Origin of the sequence: Pseudomonas sp. D1-36 (assembly GCF_051132205.1) — a bacterium.
GTDB lineage: Bacteria > Pseudomonadota > Gammaproteobacteria > Pseudomonadales > Pseudomonadaceae > Aquipseudomonas.
On record NZ_CP071674.1, the window covers coordinates 44,704 to 64,297 of the forward strand.

Sequence of the window (19,594 nt, forward strand, 5' to 3'; positions counted from 1 at the left end):
GCTTGCTCCCGCGGGGCTGCGTAGCAGCCCTACTCAGCTTCCTGGGTGACCGAAGTTCCGACTTTATCGGTCTGGAGGGTTACGAGCTGGCGGTATGGTCGGCTTCCTGACGGCTGACTGATCACGAGGAGGCGCAAAGCCTCAATCGTGTCCATGATTAAACGCCTGTGGTATCGGAAACGCTGGGATTGCAAAGCCATCTCTAGTCCATTGGATGACCGTCCAGCCAGAACGATCGCACTTTCTATGGTTCATCAATCAAGGAGTCCCCTCATGAACATCGACTTCACCGGACGTCACGTCCTGGTCACCGGTTCCACCAGCGGTATCGGTTTCGCGACCGCCAAAGGCTTCCTGGAAGCCGGCGCCCATGTGGTCATCAACGGTCGCAGCGAGAGCAGCGTGGAGGATGCGTTGCAGCGCCTGGGCAATCTTGCTTCCAGGGCGACAGGTTTTGTTGGCGATCTCAGCAACGAAGCTGGCTGCCAAGCGCTGATCGCCAGGCATCCGAGCTTCGATATCGTCATCAACAACCTGGGCATTTTCAAACAGGAGGACTTCTTCGAGACGCCGGACAGCGAATGGCAGCGTTTCTTCGAAACCAACGTGATGTCCGGTGTGCGTGTTTCCAGGGCTTACGCACAGGGTATGGTCGAGCGCGGTTGGGGACGGATCGTGTTTGTCTCGTCGGAGTCGGGCGTGAACATTCCCGCCGACATGATCCACTACGGCTTCACCAAGACCGCCCAGCTTTCAATTGCTCGCGGCCTGGCCAAACGCCTCGCCGGCACGGGCGTGACGGTGAACTCGGTGTTGCCTGGGCCGACACTGTCCGAAGGCGTTGCCCAAATGCTCCAGGCAGACGTCGAGCGCAGCGGGGAAAGCCTGGAAAAGGTCGCGGCAGACTTCGTCAACGAGCATCGCAGCACCTCGATCATCCAGCGCGCGGCGCGCGTCGAGGAAGTCGCCAACATGATCATCTACGCTAGCTCGGAACAGGCCTCGGCTACCACCGGCGCGGCGTTGCGTGTGGATGGTGGCGTGGTGGATAGCATCGTTTAGGCTGCTCTGACACATTGCAAAAATGCCGCTTTCTCGTGAGAGATAAGCGGCGTTTCTGTTTTGGAAGTACATAGGTGGATTCGACCGTTTTTTAACGATGAACGGGTAGTTCAGCCCACTCTGTTTTCGATCAGTCGATCCGAACCACCTTAGGCTACGCGATTTTCGATCAGCCGATCCGAGCCGCCTTCAGCGACCCGGCTTTCGATCAGCCGATCCGACCCCCCCTCAGCGAACGTGGGTTGAACAAAGGGAGTCGCGAACGCATTGCCGAGGGACAGAGCCAGAAGCGAGCCAACGAGTATTTTGCTAAGAGTGTTCATGTCCAGATCCTTTTATTCGTGGAAGAAGTGAGTTAGACGGTGATGTGCAAACGAACGTCGACATTGCCGCGTGTCGCGTTGGAGTACGGGCAAACCTGGTGAGCCGCATCGACCAGCGCTTGAGCATCGGCTTGATCCAGGCCTGGCAGGCTGATGTGCAGGTCGATGTCCAGGCCGAAACCACCAGGGATCTGGCCAATGCCGACATGGGCCGTGATCGAAGCGTCAGCCGGAATGCTGCGTTTGCTTTGGCTGGCGACAAATTTCAGCGCGCCGATGAAGCAGGCCGAGTAACCCGCTGCGAACAATTGCTCGGGGTTGGTAGCTTCCCCTCCGGCGCCGCCCAAGGCTTTTGGAGTGGCCAGTTTCACGTCGAGGATTTTGTCGCTGGAAACAGCACGGCCATCACGGCCACCGGTGGAGGTTGCGACTGCGGTGTAAAGAACGTTCATGGTGTTTCCTCATTTGCTGATTGATTGGATCGATTTTTGTTTGCGCCAAATGTTTGCGCGCTAACCAGTGGCGTTAAAGTTAATGCATGAATAATTAGCGCGCAAGGTAAATTTCACAATATTTTCCTGCTTTTGGTTAACCCGTTGATATCTAGGAATATTTATTTTCAGCCGTCACAGTCGCGTCAGCACGTGCGCGCCGTGAGGGAATCGGAGAAAGGAGCCATTGGGGAAAGTCAAAAGGGCCAGCGCAATTGCAGGCCTTCGAAGAGAGGAACATCACAAGCCAATGATGGATTCTTGATCATGCCCCGTAGAGCATGGACTTCATCAAATTCCGACTGGTGATGCAAAGCCAATCCGGCTAAGCAACAGCCACTCGATTACGCCCCAGCGCTTTTGCCCGATACAGGGCCTTATCCGCATCGTTCATCAAGCTATGGAGATCCTTATTGCAGGCCTCCGTCGACGCGACGCCGAGACTGGCTGATATGCCGTGAACAGGCTCGATCATCAAACCCGCAATGGCATCGATGAGCTGTTCTGCAATCTGGGTAGCGACCTCGATTGAAGTGTCTGGAAGCAGAATGGCGAACTCTTCCCCACCGAGCCGGCCATGTATATCCGTCGCCCGAAACGACGAACTGATCACCGTCCCCATCTCGCGTAAAACCTGATCCCCGACTTGGTGGCCGTAGGTGTCGTTGATGTGCTTGAAGTGATCCATATCCAGCATGACTGCGCACAACCCTAACCGGTTGCTCTTACATTCATCATAGAGCTGCTGGGCATGCTCAAAAAAAGCCCGCCGACTCTTCAGGCCGGTCAGTTCATCGGTTTGTGCGGCACGGGTGGAGATGCTGTTTGCCTGTTCCATCTCACGGGTGAGACGAAAGGCAATTTCCAGGGCTTGGGACATTTTGTGCGTGGCGCGAGCGGCAAATGCCGCGAACACCAAGATTGAAAGTGCCATGCCGACTTGAATCGGAGACGGTTGAAAGAGCAGCCAGACGGTGCACGGGAACAGCACCAGGCCAATGGAGGCCAGGGTCATATCGCGGTAAGCCGAATAGCAGGACACCGCACTGACAGACATGCCCACGGTAAACAGCATGACCAGTGCCTGGGACAACAGATCGTCCGCTGGCATCAGCATGAACGCACCACCGCCCCAGATGCTGGCGGATAGCACTAGCGTGACCCAGTACCTGCGCTCCCAGCGTTGTGGCGTACGCTCACTTTCGTCGCTGCGCAGATAGGCTATGAACATCGCGATACGCAACAGCGTCGATGCGGTCAGGATTAATAGCCACCAAGCGATAGTGTTGTGGTCAAACCGATCCCAACACAGCCAACTCAACATGATGGCAGCCAGGTAACTACCGAAAACCGCAGAAACAGACTGGCGAAACAGTTGCTGCAACCGATCTGTTCGAACCTGCTCGGCTATTACAAAATCCTGGCCATTGCGCAATCTTGGGCCATCCATTTGAACCACCTGATTATGACGCAGCGAAGAAGGCGATTGTGGCACCCTGCCATTAGCGCAAACAACTGAATTAAGCCCACAGCCCCAATTGCACCGAACTTAGTGGCGAGGATGCTTGCTTCCGCTGGGCCGCGACAGCGGCTCAACCTGCTAAAGAAAAAACCCGACGCTTCACGTCGGGTTTTTCGCGGCTACGACTGCAACCCGATGCGCTCAATGCTAGCGGATTACTCGACCTGCGACAGCTTCGCGTCGTCGCAACCGGCGGCACGGCATTCGCGCTCGATAGCCTTGAGTATGACGATACGCGCCTCAGTCTTCTCATTGGCACAGTCCAAGTAGAGCAGGCCATCGTTGGAACAGGCGTTGTCACGAGTCTTGATCCACTGGATCTGAGCGGCTTTCACTTTTTTCTTTTGATCCGGATTCAGCGCGCTCATCGTCTTCTTGTATTGATCATTGATGTCCTGATCTGACTGAACCATTTTCAGCGATGCGCAATAGGTTCTGTCATAGGCGTTTCTAGGATTATCGCAACTCATCGCAGACGCCGATGCCGATGCCGTTGCCAGCAATGCCCCAACCAACAAAGACTTGATCACTACTTCTCTCCCTGAATGCCCTCTATTGATTAGAGGTTGCGGCGCGAATTTATCATGAGGGTTTGTAAAACAATAAAAGTATTTGATTCAGCCATTTCTTTACCGAGCGGCAACCAGCTTGTTGTTTTAGCTCATTTATTCCAAGCATAAAAAAACGGGCCTGCATTGCCATGCAGCCCCGTTTTTTTGCCACCTGATCAGCTCAAAACGCCGGCAAAACCGCCCCTTTGTACTTCTCCAAAATGAATTTCTTCACTTCCGGCGTATGCAAAGCCGCCACCAGCTTCTTCATCGCCTCACTGTCCTTGTCGTCCGGACGGGCAACGAGGATGTTCACATAAGGCGAGTCGTTACCTTCAATCACCAACGCATCCTTGGAAGGATCAAGCTTGGCTTCCAACGCATAGTTGGTATTGATCAGAGCCAGATCCACCTGGGTCAGTACCCGCGGAATGGTCGCGGCTTCCAGCTCACGGAACTTCAGGTCCTTCGGGTTTTCAACGATGTCTTTGGTGGTCGACAGGATATTGTTCGAATCCTTCAACGTGATCACCCCAGCCTTCGCCAACAGCAACAGCGCACGGCCGCCGTTGGTGGCGTCGTTAGGAATCACCACGTTGGCGCCGCCTGGCAGTTCTTCCAGCTTTTTGTATTTGCTCGAATACGCGCCCAGTGGCTCCAGGTGCACACCCGCCACGCTCACCAAGTGCGTGCCCTTGGCTTTGTTGAACTCATCCAGGTACGGCTGGTGCTGGAAGAAGTTGGCGTCCAGGCGCTTTTCAGCCACCTGTACGTTCGGCTGGATGTAGTCGGTGAAGACCTTGACCTTGAGGTCCACGCCTTCGTTCGCCAGCGCCGGTTTGACGAATTCGAGGATTTCCGCATGGGGGACCGGCGTGGCCGCGACGGTCAGGGTATCGGCGTGGGCAGAGAACGCTGCGGCGGCAGCGAAGGCAACCAGTAGTTTTTTCATTCAGCTAACTCCTTTTTAGTGCCCGCTTGCGGCGCCTGCTCTCGACGCCGCCAGCGAATGGCCGGCTCATGGTTTTATTGGCGCGAGGCCTTATTTTCTAGAGAAATGCACAACCAGTTTGTCGCCCACGGTTTGCAGAACCTGAACCAGAACCAGCAGCAACACCACGGTGACGACCATGACATCGGTCTGGAAACGCTGGTAACCGAAGCGGATCGCCAGGTCGCCCAGACCACCGGCGCCGACCACACCGGCCATGGCCGTGTAGGACACCAGCGTAATGGCTGTCACCGTAATCGCTGCAAAAATGCCCGGGCGGGCTTCCGGCAGCAAGGCGTTGACGATGATCTGCCGCGTGGTGGCGCCCATGGCCTGGGTCGCTTCGATGATGCCGCGATCCACTTCGCGCAGTGCCGTTTCCACCAGGCGAGCGAAGAACGGGGTGGCGCCGACCACCAGCGGTGGGATCGCGCCGGCCACGCCCAGGGAGGTGCCGGTGATCAACACCGTGAACGGGATCATCACGATCAACAGGATGATGAATGGCAGCGAACGCAGGATGTTTACGACCAGCGACAGCAGAGCATAAACGCCGCGGGCTTCGAGCAACTGGCGCGGGCTGCACAGAAACAGCAACACGCCCAGGGGCAAGCCGAGCAGCACGGTGAACAGCAGCGAACCGAACAGCATCAGGAAGGTGTCGCCGGTGGCCAGCCAGATTTCCAGCCAGTCGATATTGGAGAAGAACGAACTCAACAGTTCCATTAGCGCAGCACCTCCATGTGGACATCGGCCGCGGTGAAGCGGGCGAACGCCGCCTCCATGTCACCGCCGGTGATGGCGAGGGTCAGTTGCCCGTAGGGGGTGTCTTTGATGCGGTCGATACGTCCCGCCAGGATGCTGTAGTCCACGCCGGTCTCCCGGGCGACGGTGCCGAGCAACGGCGCGTAGGTCGCATCGCCTTGGAACGTCAGACGCACGATGCGTCCTGGGACGTGGGCGAAATCGTCGCGCTGTTCGCTTTCGTCGATCTGCTCGTCTTCCTGGACGAAACGTTTGGTGGTCGGGTGCTTGGGGTGCAGGAACACGTCGGCCACCGGGCCTTGCTCGACGATTACGCCAGCGTCCATCACCGCCACTTGATCGCACACTCGGCGGATCACGTCCATTTCGTGGGTGATCAAAACGATAGTCAGCTTCAGCTCGCGGTTGATCTCCGCCAGCAGTTGCAGCACCGAGGCGGTGGTCTGCGGGTCAAGGGCACTGGTGGCTTCGTCGCAAAGCAGAATCTTGGGTTTAGTCGCCAGGGCACGGGCGATGCCGACGCGCTGCTTCTGGCCGCCGGACAATTGCGCCGGGTATTTGCGGGCATGGTCTGAAAGCCCTACCCGCGCCAGCAGCTCGGCGACGCGCCGGTCGATTTCGCTGCGGGACAATTCGCCCGCCAGCGTCAGCGGCAGCGCCACGTTGTCGGCGACAGTCTTGGATGCCAGCAGGTTGAAGTGCTGGAAGATCATCCCGACCTGTTGACGGAAACGGCGCAGGCCGCTGGCGTCCAGGGCGGTGACTTCTTCACCATCGACGATGATCTTGCCGCCCGTGGAATCTTCCAGGCGATTGATCAGGCGCAGCAGGGTACTTTTTCCTGCACCGGAATGGCCGATGAGGCCGAAGACCTGACCGTTCTCGATTGTCAGGCTGGTCGGATGCAGGGCGGGGATATCCCTACCGGCAACCCGGTAGGTTTTATGGACGTTTTGAAACTCGATCACGTAGCGAACCTTGTGGGGCGCGTTGAAAAAGGATCAGCGGTAAGCCGGGCGCGCATTTTAGCCTGTCCTTATAGGGGTTCTTAGCATTTATTTGAGATTGAACCAGCGAATTGGCAATAAGGCGATCAAAGGACATTAAAAAGGAACACAGCGAAACGGTACTGGTCACTCATTAGGCAACTCAAAACATGCCCAGGTACCGTGCCTGGCGCATCGAACTCACGGGTCCTGGCCACGGCGGGGATCGCAACGAGGAGTCACGCCTGATGAGCACTAAAAAGCCTGCCGCCCCTAGCCAACTGGCCGGGACCGATACCTTGGATCGCACCAACACCAACGCCAAGCTCGAAAGCCTGGAGCAGTTTCGCTCCGATGCCACGGAACAGGCGCTGCGCACAAACCAGGGCGTAAAAATCGCCGATAACCAGAACACCCTGCGTGCCGGCGCCCGTGGGCCATCGTTGCTGGAAGATTTCATCATGCGTGAGAAAATCACGCACTTTGACCATGAGCGGATCCCGGAGCGCATCGTCCATGCCCGCGGGACCGGTGCCCATGGCTACTTTCAGGCCTATGAATCACATGCGGCCCTGACCAAGGCTGGTTTCCTGCAAGACCCCAATAAAAAAACGCCTGTGTTCGTGCGTTTTTCCACCGTGCAGGGTCCACGCGGTTCCGGTGACACCGTACGGGACGTGCGCGGTTTTGCCGTGAAATTTTTCACCGACGAGGGCAACTTCGACCTGGTGGGCAACAACATGCCGGTATTTTTCATCCAGGACGCGGTGAAATTTCCAGATTTTGTCCACGCGGTGAAACCCGAGCCCCATAACGAAATCCCCACCGGTGGCTCGGCCCACGACACCTTTTGGGATTTTGTCTCATTGGTTCCGGAATCTGCTCACATGGTGATATGGGCCATGTCCGACAGGGCGATTCCAAAGAGCCTGCGCACGATGCAGGGTTTTGGCGTGCACACCTTCCGTATGATCAACGCTGAAGGGCGCAGCAGCTTCGTCAAATTCCACTGGCGGCCCAAGGCGGGCACTTGTTCCCTGGTGTGGGACGAAGCCCAGAAGCTTGCAGGCAAGGACACCGATTATCATCGTCGCGATCTTTGGGAATCCATCGAGATGGGCGACTACCCCGAGTGGGAGTTCGGCGTTCAGATCGTTGCCGAGGAAGACGAGCATAAATTCGACTTCGACTTGCTCGACCCGACCAAGATCATCCCAGAAGAACTTGTGCCCATTACCCCGTTGGGCAAGATGGTACTGAACCGCAACCCGGACAACTTCTTCGCCGAGGTGGAGCAGATTGCGTTCTGCCCAGGACATATCGTGCCGGGCATCGACTTCACCAACGACCCATTGCTGCAAGGACGGCTGTTTTCATACACCGATACGCAGATCAGCCGACTCGGCGGCCCGAATTTTCATGAGCTGCCTATTAACCGCGCCATCACGCCCGTGCACAACGGCCAACGTGATGCGATGCACCGCACCACCATCGATAAAGGGCGCGCGTCCTACGAGCCGAACTCCATCGACGGTGGCTGGCCGAAGGAAACCCCGCCAGGTCCTCAAGATGGCGGTTTCGAAAGCTATCCGGAGCGTATCGACGCCCACAAGATCCGCCAGCGCAGCGATTCGTTCGGTGATCATTTCTCCCAGGCTCGGCTGTTCTACAAGAGCATGAGCGCCCACGAACAAGAGCACATTATCGCGGCCTATAGCTTCGAGCTGGGCAAGGTGGAGCGCGAGTTCATCAGGGCGAGGCAGGTAAACGAGATTCTCGCCAATATCGATCTGGAGTTGGCCGGGCGCGTTGCGAAAAACCTCGGCTTGCCGGCACCCACCGCGTGTACGGTCGATGTTCCGACGCCTTCGTTGCAGCAGTCCCCGGCATTGAGCCAGGCGAACCTGCTGTCCGGCGACATCAAGACGCGCAAGGTCGCGGTGTTGGTGGCGAATGGCGTCGACGGCGCGATCATCGATGCGCTCAAAAAGGCGCTGGAGGCAGAAGGCGCCCACGCGAAGATCCTTGGTCCGACGTCCGCTCCGGTGACGGCGGCCAACGGACAAACGCTGCCGGTGGATGCTTCGATGGAAGGCCTGCCGTCGATTGCCTTCGACGCGGTGTTTGTGCCGGGTGGCGTGGAGTCGATCAAAGCCTTGAGTGCCGATGGGGTGGCGTTGCACTACCTGTTGGAAGCTTACAAACACCTCAAGGCCATTGCGCTGCATGGCGAAGCCCGGCAGTTGTTGGTGTTGTTGAAGCTAGAGGCGGACGCAGGGTTGATTCCGGATGCCGACGCGAGCAAGTTCCAGGCGTTTTTTGACGCGATTGCTCAACATCGGGTTTGGGCGCGTGAGGCTAAGGCCAAGGCGGTTCCGGCCTAAAGGAAATTTGTTGTCCGCCGGACGCTATCGCGAGCAAGCTCGCTCCCAGGGGGTTAGTAGTCGTTCACTAAACTCATGGGAAGCGAGCGTGCTACGGGCAGCGTTCCGACGAGGCTTTTTCAGGGCTTGCGCGGAGTTAGGACCAACTGCGCAGGCACGTTGCGCAAAATTTGCTTGCGCAGTTTCAGATCGAACCCAGGATCTAGCTTCTTGACTCGTTTGCTCAGCAATGTCGCCAACCAAGGGTAATCATCGGTGCGCGGCACCTGGATGCTGACATCACACTTGAAATTCACAATATCTGCGGCGATGGCGTCCAGTTGATGACGCATTTGCCGAATATCACCTAGATTCAACGCGACTGTTGTGCTGGGTGCGCTCGGATCGATCATTTTGGCGACCGGCTTGGCTTCGGCGGCCTTGAGATCGGCCTCGGCTTTTTCCAGGTCGGCTTTACGCGCTTCGGCAATCGCGCTGTTGACTTCGCCGGTAAGCGCCGGCGCCTTTGGCATCAGGGCGCGAGCTCGGCTAAGGGCCGTGGCGGCGGCATTTACATCGCCTTTCTGCAGATCGATCTGGCTACGGCGCAAGTACGCCTCGGCCAGTTGACGCTGGTAAGGCTCCAACGATGGGTCTTCCGGCGATTGAGCCTGCAACGTTGCCAATTGATCTTCGGCGGTGGCCAATTCATTGCCGGCCAGGCTCTGTTGCAGCTGCGCGAGGGCCGGACCCCGCGTATCAGGGGCTTGGGTGACCGGCGGCGTGCTCTGGCAGGCGCCCAGCAGGGAAAACGCGACAAGGAGCAGATAACGGGAGGCGAACGGCTTCATTCCTGCGACTCTCTATTTGCGCAAAAAGCGAGCAAGTCTACACCCCTCGACGGGGTAGGACAAAACTCAGCAGAAACAACGCCGCGGCGCTGACCACGATGGACGGGCCGGCCGGGGTGTCCTTGAACCATGAAAGTGCCAGCCCGCCACATACGGCGAGCATGCCCAGCAGGCTCGCGCCCAGGGCCATCTGCTCGGGCGAGCGAGCGTGACGCTGTGCCGCAGCCGCCGGAATGATCAGCAACGAAGTAATCAGCAACACACCGACGATCTTCATCGCCACCGCAATGACAACCGCGATCAACAGCATCAGCGCCAAACGCAGGCCCACCACGGGCAAACCTTCGACCCGCGCCAGCTCCTCATGGACCGTGACCGCCAGCAGCGGACGCCACAGCGCCACGAGCAACGCCAATACCGCCGCGCTGCCGCCGAGGATCCAAGAGAGATCCGCCGGGCTGATCGCCAGCAGGTCACCGAACAGATAGGCCATCAGGTCGATACGGACGTCACGCATGAAGCTCAGCACCACCAATCCCAAGGACAGGGTGCTGGGGGCCAAGATGCCCAGCAACGTGTCGGACGCCAGCGGCTGGCGCTGTTGCAGGGTCACCAGCACCACCGCCAGCAATAGGCAGCCGACGGTAACGGCCACTGCGGGACTGACGTCCAGCAGGAAACCCAGGGCCACGCCCAGAAGCGCCGCATGGGACAAGGTGTCGCCAAAATATGCCATGCGCCGCCAGACCACGAACGAGCCCAGTGGACCAGCCACGAGCGCGAGGGCCAAGCCTGCAAGCAGGGCATACAACAGAAAATCAGCCATGCTTGCAGCCGTCTCCATGAACATGATCGGAAGCAGAAGGGGCGCTGACCACCGAACCGTGCAGGTCATGGGCATGGTCATGGTGGTGGTGATAAATCGCCAGGCTCTGTGCGTTCTTTCCGAACAATTCGACGAATGCTGGATCACCGCTGACTTGTTCGGGGTGGCCGGAGCAGCAGACGTGGCGGTTGAGGCACACCACTTGGTCGGTGGTGCTCATGACCAAATGAAGATCGTGGGAGACCATTAACACGCCGCAACCATGGCGGTCGCGCAGGCGGGTGATCAAGCTGTATAGCTCGGCCTGTCCCGCGACATCGACGCCTTGCACGGGCTCGTCGAGCACCAATAACTCCGGCTCGCGTAGCAGGGCCCGGGCCAGCAATACACGCTGCATCTCGCCCCCGGAAACACTTTGCACCGGACTGTCGATCACTTGCTCGGCGCCGACTTCCTTCAGCGCCGCCAAGGCTCGCTCGCGATCGACGCCTGGCACCAGGCGCAGGAAGCGCAGGACCGAAAGCGGCAAGGTCGGATCGACGTGGAGTTTTTGCGGCATGTAGCCGACGCGCAACTTGGGTTTGCGCCAGACGCTGCCGCTGTTTGGCTTGAGCAAACCCAGCACGGCGCGCACCAGGGTGGTCTTGCCGGCGCCGTTGGGGCCGATCAAGGTCACGATCTGCCCCGGTTCGACGCTTAAATGGATGTTGTCCAGCACGCTCTGCCCGGCGAACGTCACGGCCACCTGGTCGAGGCGGATCAACGCGTTGCTCATCAGGCCCCCTGGCAGCCGGAGCAGAGTCCGACCACTTCGACGGTCTGGGTGTCGACCACGAAGCCGACCTCCTTGGCGCTGGCGATGATCGCGTCGCTGATGGATTTTTGTTCAAGCTCGATCGCCGCATGGCATTCGCGACAGATCAGGAACTGGCCCTGGTGGGCGTGCTCCGGGTGGTTGCAGCCGACGAAGGCATTCAGCGACGAGATGCGATGCACCAAGCCGTTTTCCAGCAGGAAGTCCAACGCACGGTAGACGGTCGGCGGCGCGGCCCGTCGGCCGTCCTGCTCGCTGAGCACCGCGAGGATGTCATATGCACCCAGCGGCTTGTGGCTTTGCCAGACCAATTCCAGCACGCGCCGACGCAGGGCGGTCAGGCGCAACCCTTGGCGCGCGCAGATGGCGTCGGCCTCGGACAGTGCGCTGTGCACGCAGTGGGAGTGATCGTGGGGACGACTGGCAAGGGGTGTGATAGGCATGGGCAGCGACGAGTTTGGTGAGAGACGTTATTATGTTACCCGTTCTCGTCTCTCCGAGTGGTCATCGTGTCCCGAATTTTTTCGCTCTTTGTCGCTTTTGTCGCAAGTTTTCTGCTGATCGGCCCGGTCCAGGCGGACGTCAAGGTACTCACCAGCATCAAGCCGCTGCAATTGATTGCCGCCGCGGTGCAGGACGGCGTGGCAGTTCCGCAGGTATTGCTACCGCCGGGGGCTTCGCCCCATCACTATGCGTTGCGGCCATCCGATGTACGCAAGGTGCAATCGGTGGATTTGCTCTACTGGATCGGCCCAGACATGGAAGGTTTCCTACCGCGTGTGCTGAATGGTCGTACCTTGCCTTCCATCGCGGTCCAGGACTTGCCGGGGCTCAAGTTGCGTCATTTCGCCGAGGACAGCGCGTCCCACGAGGATCATGACCATGATCAGGGCGATGACCACGATCACGACCACCGCCCCGGCACCGTGGATGCCCACCTGTGGCTTTCGCCGCACAATGCGCGGGTGATCGCCGCCAGGATGGCGGCTGACCTGAGCGCTGCGGATCCGGCGAACGCTGCCCGTTACCAAGGCAACCTCAAGGGCTTCAACCAGCGTCTCGATGCGTTGGATACACGCCTCAAGGCCCGCCTGGCCGGGGTCGCGGGCAAACCTTATTTTGTCTTTCACGAGGCGTTCGATTATTTCGAAGACACTTACGGCCTCAAGCACGCCGGTGTGTTCGCCGTGGCCGCCGAAGTGCAGCCCGGAGCCCAGCATGTGGCGGCGATGCGCACGCGCTTGCAAGCGGTAGGCAAGACCTGCGTCTTCAGCGAGCCGCCGTTGCGCCCGCGCCTGGCCGAAACCCTGGTGGCCGGGTTGCCGGTGAAACTGGCGGAGCTGGACGCACTGGGCGGCTACACCCCTGCGACGGCGCAAGGATATGAGCAGCTGTTGGAAAAGTTGGGCAATGATCTGGCGGGGTGTCTGGAGTCGTTATAACCCCACTGCTCTTGTGGCGAGGGAGCTTGCTCCCGCTGGGCGCGCGAAGCGGCCCTAAAAATCTTGCGGTCGCTGCGCAACCGAGCGGGAGCAAGCTCCCTCGCCACAAAAGCCTTCGCGCCGGCCTGCTGTTATAGGGCGAACGGCAACAACGCATGAACCGTCTGCCGCTGCGCCAAGCGCTGCTGGAACTCCATGGGATCGTGAATCAACACATCCTGCCCGGCAAACGATTCGGCGGCGATCAACCGCGACAACCAGAACCGCACGCACGCCACGCGCAGCATGGTCGGCCACAGCTGCGCCTCGGCGGCGGTGAACGGCCGTAGCGCGGCGTAGGCCCCCAGCAGTGCTCTTGCCCGGGGACCGTCGAGCACGCCGTCATCGTCCGAACACCAGTCATTCAAGGCGATGGCGACGTCATAAAGCATCGGCCCGGAGCAGGCGTTGTAGAAATCGATCAATCCGGTCAGGTGCGTGCCTTCGAACATCGCGTTGTCGCGGAACAGGTCCGCGTGGATGTTGGCGCGAGGCAGCGCGAGGATGCCGACCTTTTGCAGCGAGATCTCGTCCAGCGCTGTTTCCAGCAGCCGATGGGCTTCGGCATCGAGGCGCGACAACAGCTTGGCACCCTCCTCCTGCATCCAGTCGAGGCCGCGATCGGTCTTGCGCTTGATCATTTTGTCGCGTGTCGCCAGGTGCAGGTGTGCGAGCAATTCGCCGACCTGCGCGCAATGCTGCGAATTGGCCTGCTTGATGTGCTTGCCGGCCAGGCGCGGTTGCAGCAGTGCCGGTTTGCCGGCCAGTTCACGCAACGCAACGCCGTCGGTGGTGCGCAGTGCGTAGGGCACCGGCAGGTTGGCGTCGTGCAGCACGTCCAGCAGCTCGATGAAGAACGGCATTTCCTGCACCGGGCCGCGCTCGACCAGGGTCAGGACGAATTCGCCCCGCTCAAGGCTGATGAAAAAATTGGTGTTTTCGCTGCCAGCGGCGATCCCCTGGAAGTCAAGCAGGCGGCCGAGCCCGTAAGGGGCGAGAAAGGTTTCCAGCTCGGGCCGAGCCAGGGGCGTGAACACAGACATGGTTAAAACTGCCAGTACGGGCGCTCTGCAGCGAGCGCCGGTTGAAGTCGAGAGCGGCATTACCACTCAAAGATTTTCCACGAAGGGATCAGCATATCCGGCTGGTCCGAGCGGATGAAATTTGCATCGGTGCCGTCGGCGCGTACCAGGAAATAAGGCTTGCCGTTCTTGGGCGTGACCTTGATCGCGTACAAAAAGCCGTTTTGCCGATATTCCTGGATGGTTTTATCGCCTTCGGTGCGGATAGTGACATCCGGGTCCGCCGAGGGAGCGTCATCCGCTGCCATGACGGCTATCGGGGTGAATGCAAACAAACCAGCGAGTAACAGGCGATTTAGTGTACGCATGATAACCTTGTCCCTTTGTCGTCAACGGTCCCGCTATTCTAGCCCCGGACCCGCCGAAAAGGTTGATCCTGCTCATGAGCCAAGCCCCCCTCGTCCTGGTGGACGGTTCTTCTTATCTGTACCGCGCCTTTCACGCGCTGCCACCGCTGACCACCTCCAAAGGCCTGCCGACCGGTGCGGTCAAGGGCGTGCTGAACATGCTCAAGAGCCTGCGCAAGCAGTATCCGGACAGCCCATTCGCGGTGGTATTCGACGCAAAGGGTGGGACATTTCGCGATGCGCTGTACGCTGAATATAAAGCCAACCGCCCAAGCATGCCCGACGACATGCGCGTGCAGATCGAACCGCTGCACGCCAGCGTCAAGGCCCTGGGTTTCCCACTGCTGTGCGTGGACAACGTCGAAGCCGACGACGTGATCGGCACCCTGGCCCGTAGCAGTGCCGCCGCCGACCGGCCTGTGGTGATCTCCACTGGCGACAAGGACATGGCGCAACTGGTCGATGGGCACATTACCTTGGTCAATACGATGACCGGTAGTGCGCTGGACGTGGCTGGCGTGAAGGAGAAGTTTGGCGTCGCTCCAGAGCAGATCATCGATTACCTGGCGTTGATGGGCGATTCTTCCGACAACATCCCGGGCGTTCCGGGTATCGGACCGAAGACCGCGTCCGGCCTGTTGGTAGGCGTCAACGGCGGCCTGACCGAGCTGTATGCGCAACTGGACATCGTTGCCACGCTGCCGATTCGCGGCGCCAAGACGTTGGCTGCCAAGTTGGAAGAACACAAGGAAATGGCGTTTCTTTCCTACGAACTGGCGACCATCAAGACAGACGTGCCCCTGGATATCGGCCTTGACGACCTGCAGATGGGCTCGCCGGATCACGAAAAGCTCGCCGAGTTGTATACGCTGCTGGAATTCAAGAGCTGGTTCGAAGAGAACCAGCGCGACGCCAAGCGTGCCGGCCAGGATATCGTGGAAGTCAACGAAGAGCCGGCGGCGGGTATCGAGAAGAAGTACGAGGTCATCCTTGATCAGGCCAGCTTCGATGCGTGGCTGGCGAAGCTGGAGCAGGCGCCGCTGTTTTCCCTGGTGACACAAACCAATGGTGGGGATGCGCAGCACTCTCAACTGGTGGGGTTGTCGTTCTCCGTGGCCCCTTTCGAGGCGGCCTACATCCCGCTGACCCATTCCTACATGGGCGTGCCGGAGCAATTGGATCGTGACACAGTGCTCAAGGCGCTCAAGCCTTTGCTGGAAAATCCGCATAAGCTCAAAGTCGGTCAGCATGCCAAGTTCGAAACCAACATCCTGGCTAATTGCGCCATCGATGGCGACCAAAACAACGGCATCCTGGTGCAGGGCATCGTCTTCGACACCATGCTGGAGTCCTACGTACTGGATTCCACGGCGACCCGTCACGATATGGACAGCCTGGCGCTGAAATATCTGGGGCAGAGCAAGACCGATATCCAGGACATCGCCGGCAAAGGCGTCAAACAGCTGAGCTTCGACCAGATTTCACTTGAGCTGGCGGGCCCGTACGCGGCCGAAGACGCCGACGTGACCTTCCGCCTGCACCAGGCCTTGCAAGAAAAACTGGCCGTCACGCCAAGCCTGGGCAAGGTGCTCAACGAGATCGAAATGCCGTTGATGCCGGTCCTGGCGCGCATCGAGCGCCAAGGGGCGCTGGTGGATGCCAACCTGCTCGGCGTACAGAGTGTCGAGCTGGGTGACAAATTGGTGGCGCTGGAGCGTGAGGCGTTTGCCATTGCCGGTGAGGAATTCAACCTGGGCTCGCCCAAGCAATTGGGCGTGATCCTGTACGAAAAGCTCGGCTTGCCGGTGCTCAGCAAAACCGCCAAGGGCCAGGCATCGACCGCCGAAGCAGTGCTTGCCGAGCTGGCGGAGCAGGATTACCCGCTGCCCAAGGTGCTGATGCAGTACCGCTCGTTGAGCAAGCTCAAGAGCACCTACACCGATCGCCTGCCGGAGCAGATCAACAGCCGCACCGGACGCGTCCATACCAACTACCAGCAGGCCGTCGCCGCGACCGGGCGTTTGTCATCCATAGACCCGAACCTGCAGAACATTCCTATCCGCACCGCGGAAGGCCGTCGGATTCGTCAGGCATTCGTCGCGCCCAAAGGCTACAAGCTGTTGGCGGCGGACTACTCGCAGATCGAGCTGCGGATCATGGCGCACCTGGCTAAGGATGAAGGGTTGCTCCATGCCTTTCGCAACGACCTGGACGTGCACCGCGCCACTGCTGCCGAAGTATTCGGCGTAGAGCTGGAGGCGGTGACCCATGATCAGCGACGCAGCGCCAAGGCAATCAATTTCGGTTTGATCTACGGCATGAGCGCCTTCGGCCTGGCCAAGCAGATCGGTGTCGATCGCAAGCAGTCCCAGGCTTACATCGATCGCTACTTCACCCGTTATCCCGGTGTGTTGGAGTACATGGAGCGCACCCGCGCACAGGCCGCCGAACAAGGTTTCGTCGAAACCATTTTCGGTCGCCGGTTGTACCTGCCGGACATCAACGCGAAAAACCCGGCCCTGCGCAAAGGCGCCGAGCGCACCGCCATCAACGCGCCGATGCAAGGCACGGCGGCCGACATCATCAAGAAAGCCATGGTTGCCGTGGATGGCTGGCTGAGCGCGTCAGGGCTGGATGCGAAAGTCATCCTGCAGGTCCACGACGAACTGGTTCTGGAAGTGCGTGAAGACCTGGTCGACCAGGTGAGTGTGGAAATCCGCCAGCACATGAGCGCCGCGGCTAAGTTGGACGTGCCGCTGCTGGTGGAAGTGGGCGTGGGCAATAACTGGGACGAGGCACACTGATTCTTTCGTGCTGAGACCTCCGAGCTCTTGTGGCGAGGGAGCTTGCTCCCGCTCGGCTGCGCAGTAGTCGTAAACCGGGCGATGCGGTCTACTGGAAAATGCACGGGCCTGCGGCGCAGGCCAGCGGGAGCAAGCTCCCTCGCCACAGGGGATTGGTGTCAGGATAGGGATATGGCTATCGCGAGCAAGCTCGCGATAGCGTCAGCCCAGGCAATCGATACCGCATTGCATCACCGCAAACCCAGGCGTGGCCTCGTTAGCTCTGAAATTTCCTACAGTTATTTCCAAAATAATCTGAACTAAAGTTGTGAATTACCACTCAGAGATTCTGAATGGCTGGTGAAGCCCTTCAATGCTCCTATGTTGTGTTAAGTGTTGGCAGATATCTGGACCCCGCCCTAGCGGTCCGGAACTTGGACCCCGAACTTCCCCCTCCCCATACGAAGTCCGGGGTTTTTTTTGCCTGCGATTTGGCTATTCAGCCGCCTCGCCGCCCTTGTCCGCCAGCTCCATCCAATCGGCCAATACCGTGTAGGCCTCTTCCAGCCCCATGCGCTTGGGGGCAGAGAACAACTGGATAGTAATCGTGTCGCCCCAACCCTTACGGATCTCCGATTGCACTTTGAGAAGGGTGTTCTTTGCCGCGCCGTAAGTGAGCTTGTCGGCCTTGGTCAGCAAGATGTGCATCGGCATGCCGCTGGCAACGGCCCAATCGAGCATCAGCAGGTCGAAGTCGGTCATCGGATGGCGGATATCCATCATCAGAATCAGGCCTTTCAAACTCTCGCGGCTACCCAGGTAAGCTTCCAGGTGACGTTGCCAGTGCTGTTTGAGCGGGATTGGCACCTTGGCATAACCGTAGCCCGGCAGGTCGACCAAACGGCGTTCATCGTCTAGCTTGAAGAAGTTCAAGAGCTGCGTGCGACCTGGGGTTTTCGAGGTGCGCGCCAGGCTTGCATGGGTCAGGGTGTTCAGCGCGCTGGACTTGCCAGCGTTGGAACGTCCGGCGAAAGCCACTTCGAAACCTTCGTCGTCAGGGCATTGATCGACTTTGGCAGCGCTGAGCATGAAGGTGGACTGTTGGCACAGGCCAAGGATGGGGTTCTTCAGTTGCATGGGATTTCCGATGTGGGCGGCGTCGGGAATGGACGCGGCAAGCTGTGTCGTTTCCGTTTCAGTGACGCCAGTATATAATGCCGCAGATTTTGTGTGCGCTTTGTCCCAGCGTAGGATGAAGCTCACGGGAGCGATAGAACTGAATTGCGCATCAGAACGCAGCTCGTTCCCAACCCTGAAAAGGTCGTTTTATGACGAAATGGCTGCTAGCTGCCGGTGTCTTGATGCCGCTTTACAGCGCTCAGGCTACACAGGATCCGGAAGCTGTGTACAACCGTGTTTGTGGTGCCTGTCATTCCGGCCAACTACCCATGGCGCCTCGCAAGGGTGACCAGGAAGCTTGGACGCCGAGGTTGGCGAAAGGTATGGGGACGCTGGTGCAACACGTGACCCAGGGTTTCAAGGCGATGCCGCCGCGTGGTTTGTGCATGGACTGCAGTGCCGAGGATTACCAAGCCATCATCCAGTGGATGAGCGAGTAAGCCCGGTCCATAACTCTTAACCCTTAGCCGTAGTTGGATTAGCTGATGAACAAACTGATCGTGAGTCTGCTGTTGACCTTGGGGATATCCGGCGTAGCCCACGCCGCTGGCGATGCCGCCGCCGGTCAGGCGAAAGCGGCCGTATGCGGGGCCTGCCACGGTCCGGATGGCAATAGCATGGCGCCCAACTTTCCAAAACTGGCGGGCCAGGGTGAGCGCTACCTGACCAAGCAGCTGAAGGAAATCAGGGATGGCAAGCGTGTCGTCCTGGAAATGACCGGCCTGCTGAACAACCTGAACGATCAGGATCTGGCGGACCTCGCGGCGTATTTCGCCAGCCAGAAGGGCAGCGTTGGCGCCGCCGATCCAAAACTAGTGGCTCGCGGCGAAGCGCTGTTCCGCGGTGGCAACCTGGAAAAAGGCCTCCCAGCCTGCACCGGGTGCCACTCCCCTGACGGCAAGGGCAACGCCGCTGCCGGTTTCCCACACCTGGGCGGCCAGCATGCCCAGTACATCACCAAGCAACTCACCGATTTCCGCAAGGAAGAAGGTGGTCGCGCCAACGATGGCGACGCGATGACCATGCGTACGATTGCTCGCAAGCTGAGCGACGAAGACATCGCGGCCGTTTCCAGCTACATCCAGGGCCTGCACTGAGGCCGTTGCAAGGGGGACATCTCTTGCAACGTTAACGCCCGATTAATCTATCGATGCAAAAATCAAAAGGGTGGCTTTGG

Annotated in this window: 20 protein-coding genes; 6 read left to right on the top strand and 14 right to left on the bottom strand. The window is 59.1% G+C overall.

Going from position 1 to position 19,594, the window contains the following annotated elements; genetic code table 11:
* Positions 1-273 precede the first annotated feature (273 nt).
* Positions 274-1,062 carry an SDR family NAD(P)-dependent oxidoreductase gene (locus J3P76_RS00220; protein ID WP_434608676.1) on the top strand — a complete coding sequence of 263 codons (789 nt, stop codon included), beginning with the start codon at positions 274-276 and terminating at the stop codon, positions 1,060-1,062.
* A gap of 149 nt (positions 1,063-1,211) precedes the next feature.
* Here J3P76_RS00220 and J3P76_RS00225 read toward each other — a convergent pair whose 3' ends face one another.
* From J3P76_RS00225 to J3P76_RS00255, 7 genes are all read right to left on the bottom strand, one after another.
* Positions 1,212-1,385 (bottom strand): hypothetical protein, encoded by a 174-nt coding sequence (locus J3P76_RS00225; RefSeq protein WP_434702056.1) that lies wholly within the window; start codon positions 1,383-1,385, stop codon positions 1,212-1,214.
* Positions 1,386-1,417: 32 nt separating this feature from the next.
* Positions 1,418-1,837, bottom strand: a complete 420-nt coding sequence (locus tag J3P76_RS00230; RefSeq protein ID WP_434608672.1) for an organic hydroperoxide resistance protein — start codon at positions 1,835-1,837, stop codon at positions 1,418-1,420.
* A gap of 364 nt (positions 1,838-2,201) precedes the next feature.
* Positions 2,202-3,326, bottom strand: a complete 1,125-nt coding sequence (locus tag J3P76_RS00235; protein WP_434701384.1) for a diguanylate cyclase — start codon at positions 3,324-3,326, stop codon at positions 2,202-2,204.
* A gap of 227 nt (positions 3,327-3,553) precedes the next feature.
* The gene (locus tag J3P76_RS00240; protein WP_434561468.1) at positions 3,554-3,928 is read right to left on the bottom strand and encodes a lysozyme inhibitor LprI family protein; all 375 of its coding nucleotides are present in this window, start codon (positions 3,926-3,928) and stop codon (positions 3,554-3,556) included.
* Positions 3,929-4,130: 202 nt separating this feature from the next.
* On the bottom strand, positions 4,131-4,901 hold the full coding sequence (locus J3P76_RS00245) for a MetQ/NlpA family ABC transporter substrate-binding protein (protein ID WP_434608667.1): 771 nt from the start codon (positions 4,899-4,901) through the stop codon (positions 4,131-4,133).
* A gap of 90 nt (positions 4,902-4,991) precedes the next feature.
* Positions 4,992-5,666 (bottom strand): methionine ABC transporter permease, encoded by a 675-nt coding sequence (locus tag J3P76_RS00250; RefSeq protein ID WP_420766034.1) that lies wholly within the window; start codon positions 5,664-5,666, stop codon positions 4,992-4,994.
* A complete protein-coding gene (locus J3P76_RS00255) occupies positions 5,666-6,673 on the bottom strand; it encodes a methionine ABC transporter ATP-binding protein (RefSeq protein WP_420766033.1) in 1,008 nt (335 codons plus the stop codon). Before J3P76_RS00255 ends, J3P76_RS00250 begins: the two co-directional genes overlap by 1 nt.
* 266 nt (positions 6,674-6,939) lie before the next feature.
* On the opposite strand from J3P76_RS00255, the gene katE reads away from it, so the two are divergent.
* Complete coding sequence (gene katE, locus J3P76_RS00260) at positions 6,940-9,075, top strand: catalase HPII (protein ID WP_434649495.1); 2,136 nt, start codon at positions 6,940-6,942, stop codon at positions 9,073-9,075.
* A 119-nt stretch (positions 9,076-9,194) separates the two neighbouring features.
* On the opposite strand, the gene J3P76_RS00265 is transcribed toward katE, so the two are convergent.
* The 4 genes from J3P76_RS00265 to zur are packed head-to-tail and all read right to left on the bottom strand — an operon-like array spanning position 9,195 to position 11,988.
* Complete coding sequence (locus J3P76_RS00265) at positions 9,195-9,905, bottom strand: PA5502 family lipoprotein (RefSeq protein ID WP_434561462.1); 711 nt, start codon at positions 9,903-9,905, stop codon at positions 9,195-9,197.
* A 37-nt stretch (positions 9,906-9,942) separates the two neighbouring features.
* Positions 9,943-10,731, bottom strand: a complete 789-nt coding sequence (gene znuB, locus J3P76_RS00270) for a zinc ABC transporter permease subunit ZnuB (protein WP_420766029.1) — start codon at positions 10,729-10,731, stop codon at positions 9,943-9,945.
* The gene (znuC, locus tag J3P76_RS00275) at positions 10,724-11,506 is read right to left on the bottom strand and encodes a zinc ABC transporter ATP-binding protein ZnuC (RefSeq protein WP_434701385.1); all 783 of its coding nucleotides are present in this window, start codon (positions 11,504-11,506) and stop codon (positions 10,724-10,726) included. Before znuC ends, znuB begins: the two co-directional genes overlap by 8 nt.
* On the bottom strand, positions 11,506-11,988 hold the full coding sequence (gene zur, locus J3P76_RS00280) for a zinc uptake transcriptional repressor Zur (RefSeq protein WP_109752856.1): 483 nt from the start codon (positions 11,986-11,988) through the stop codon (positions 11,506-11,508). Before zur ends, znuC begins: the two co-directional genes overlap by 1 nt.
* Positions 11,989-12,054: 66 nt before the next feature.
* Between zur and znuA the strand changes: the two genes are divergently transcribed.
* Entirely contained in the window at positions 12,055-12,987 is a 933-nt protein-coding gene (gene znuA, locus J3P76_RS00285; protein ID WP_434675623.1) for a zinc ABC transporter substrate-binding protein ZnuA, read from the top strand.
* 131 nt (positions 12,988-13,118) lie between these two features.
* On the opposite strand, the gene J3P76_RS00290 is transcribed toward znuA, so the two are convergent.
* Both J3P76_RS00290 and J3P76_RS00295 read right to left on the bottom strand, forming a co-directional pair.
* Complete coding sequence (locus J3P76_RS00290; RefSeq protein ID WP_434675624.1) at positions 13,119-14,069, bottom strand: homoserine kinase; 951 nt, start codon at positions 14,067-14,069, stop codon at positions 13,119-13,121.
* Between the two features lie 59 nt (positions 14,070-14,128).
* Positions 14,129-14,416: a DUF2782 domain-containing protein gene (locus J3P76_RS00295; protein ID WP_030138994.1), complete on the bottom strand. Its 288-nt coding sequence runs from the start codon at positions 14,414-14,416 to the stop codon at positions 14,129-14,131.
* Positions 14,417-14,490: 74 nt separating this feature from the next.
* Here J3P76_RS00295 and polA point away from each other — a divergent pair, with 74 nt between their 5' ends.
* Complete coding sequence (gene polA / locus J3P76_RS00300) at positions 14,491-17,259, top strand: DNA polymerase I (RefSeq protein WP_434561456.1); 2,769 nt, start codon at positions 14,491-14,493, stop codon at positions 17,257-17,259.
* Positions 17,260-17,733: 474 nt separating this feature from the next.
* Here polA and yihA read toward each other — a convergent pair whose 3' ends face one another.
* Entirely contained in the window at positions 17,734-18,375 is a 642-nt protein-coding gene (gene yihA, locus J3P76_RS00305; protein WP_420766023.1) for a ribosome biogenesis GTP-binding protein YihA/YsxC, read from the bottom strand.
* A gap of 191 nt (positions 18,376-18,566) precedes the next feature.
* Here yihA and J3P76_RS00310 point away from each other — a divergent pair, with 191 nt between their 5' ends.
* Together J3P76_RS00310 and J3P76_RS00315 are read left to right on the top strand one after the other, a co-directional pair.
* On the top strand, positions 18,567-18,857 hold the full coding sequence (locus tag J3P76_RS00310) for a c-type cytochrome (RefSeq protein WP_420766022.1): 291 nt from the start codon (positions 18,567-18,569) through the stop codon (positions 18,855-18,857).
* Between the two features lie 45 nt (positions 18,858-18,902).
* The gene (locus J3P76_RS00315; RefSeq protein WP_434608656.1) at positions 18,903-19,514 is read left to right on the top strand and encodes a c-type cytochrome; all 612 of its coding nucleotides are present in this window, start codon (positions 18,903-18,905) and stop codon (positions 19,512-19,514) included.
* Positions 19,515-19,594: the final 80 nt, after the last annotated feature.

Excerpts from the sequence above, each read along its gene's own strand:
- J3P76_RS00220 (WP_434608676.1), top strand. The coding sequence starts at position 274 with ATGAACATCGACTTCACCGGACGTCACGTCCTGGTCACCGGTTCCACC.
- J3P76_RS00225 (WP_434702056.1), bottom strand. The coding sequence starts at position 1,385 with ATGAACACTCTTAGCAAAATACTCGTTGGCTCGCTTCTGGCTCTGTCC.
- J3P76_RS00230 (WP_434608672.1), bottom strand. The coding sequence starts at position 1,837 with ATGAACGTTCTTTACACCGCAGTCGCAACCTCCACCGGTGGCCGTGAT.
- J3P76_RS00235 (WP_434701384.1), bottom strand. The coding sequence starts at position 3,326 with ATGGATGGCCCAAGATTGCGCAATGGCCAGGATTTTGTAATAGCCGAG.
- J3P76_RS00245 (WP_434608667.1), bottom strand. The coding sequence starts at position 4,901 with ATGAAAAAACTACTGGTTGCCTTCGCTGCCGCCGCAGCGTTCTCTGCC.
- J3P76_RS00250 (WP_420766034.1), bottom strand. The coding sequence starts at position 5,666 with ATGGAACTGTTGAGTTCGTTCTTCTCCAATATCGACTGGCTGGAAATC.
- katE (WP_434649495.1), top strand. The coding sequence starts at position 6,940 with ATGAGCACTAAAAAGCCTGCCGCCCCTAGCCAACTGGCCGGGACCGAT.
- J3P76_RS00265 (WP_434561462.1), bottom strand. The coding sequence starts at position 9,905 with ATGAAGCCGTTCGCCTCCCGTTATCTGCTCCTTGTCGCGTTTTCCCTG.
- znuB (WP_420766029.1), bottom strand. The coding sequence starts at position 10,731 with ATGGCTGATTTTCTGTTGTATGCCCTGCTTGCAGGCTTGGCCCTCGCG.
- znuC (WP_434701385.1), bottom strand. The coding sequence starts at position 11,506 with ATGAGCAACGCGTTGATCCGCCTCGACCAGGTGGCCGTGACGTTCGCC.
- zur (WP_109752856.1), bottom strand. The coding sequence starts at position 11,988 with ATGCCTATCACACCCCTTGCCAGTCGTCCCCACGATCACTCCCACTGC.
- J3P76_RS00290 (WP_434675624.1), bottom strand. The coding sequence starts at position 14,069 with ATGTCTGTGTTCACGCCCCTGGCTCGGCCCGAGCTGGAAACCTTTCTC.
- J3P76_RS00295 (WP_030138994.1), bottom strand. The coding sequence starts at position 14,416 with ATGCGTACACTAAATCGCCTGTTACTCGCTGGTTTGTTTGCATTCACC.
- polA (WP_434561456.1), top strand. The coding sequence starts at position 14,491 with ATGAGCCAAGCCCCCCTCGTCCTGGTGGACGGTTCTTCTTATCTGTAC.
- yihA (WP_420766023.1), bottom strand. The coding sequence starts at position 18,375 with ATGCAACTGAAGAACCCCATCCTTGGCCTGTGCCAACAGTCCACCTTC.
- J3P76_RS00310 (WP_420766022.1), top strand. The coding sequence starts at position 18,567 with ATGACGAAATGGCTGCTAGCTGCCGGTGTCTTGATGCCGCTTTACAGC.
- J3P76_RS00315 (WP_434608656.1), top strand. The coding sequence starts at position 18,903 with ATGAACAAACTGATCGTGAGTCTGCTGTTGACCTTGGGGATATCCGGC.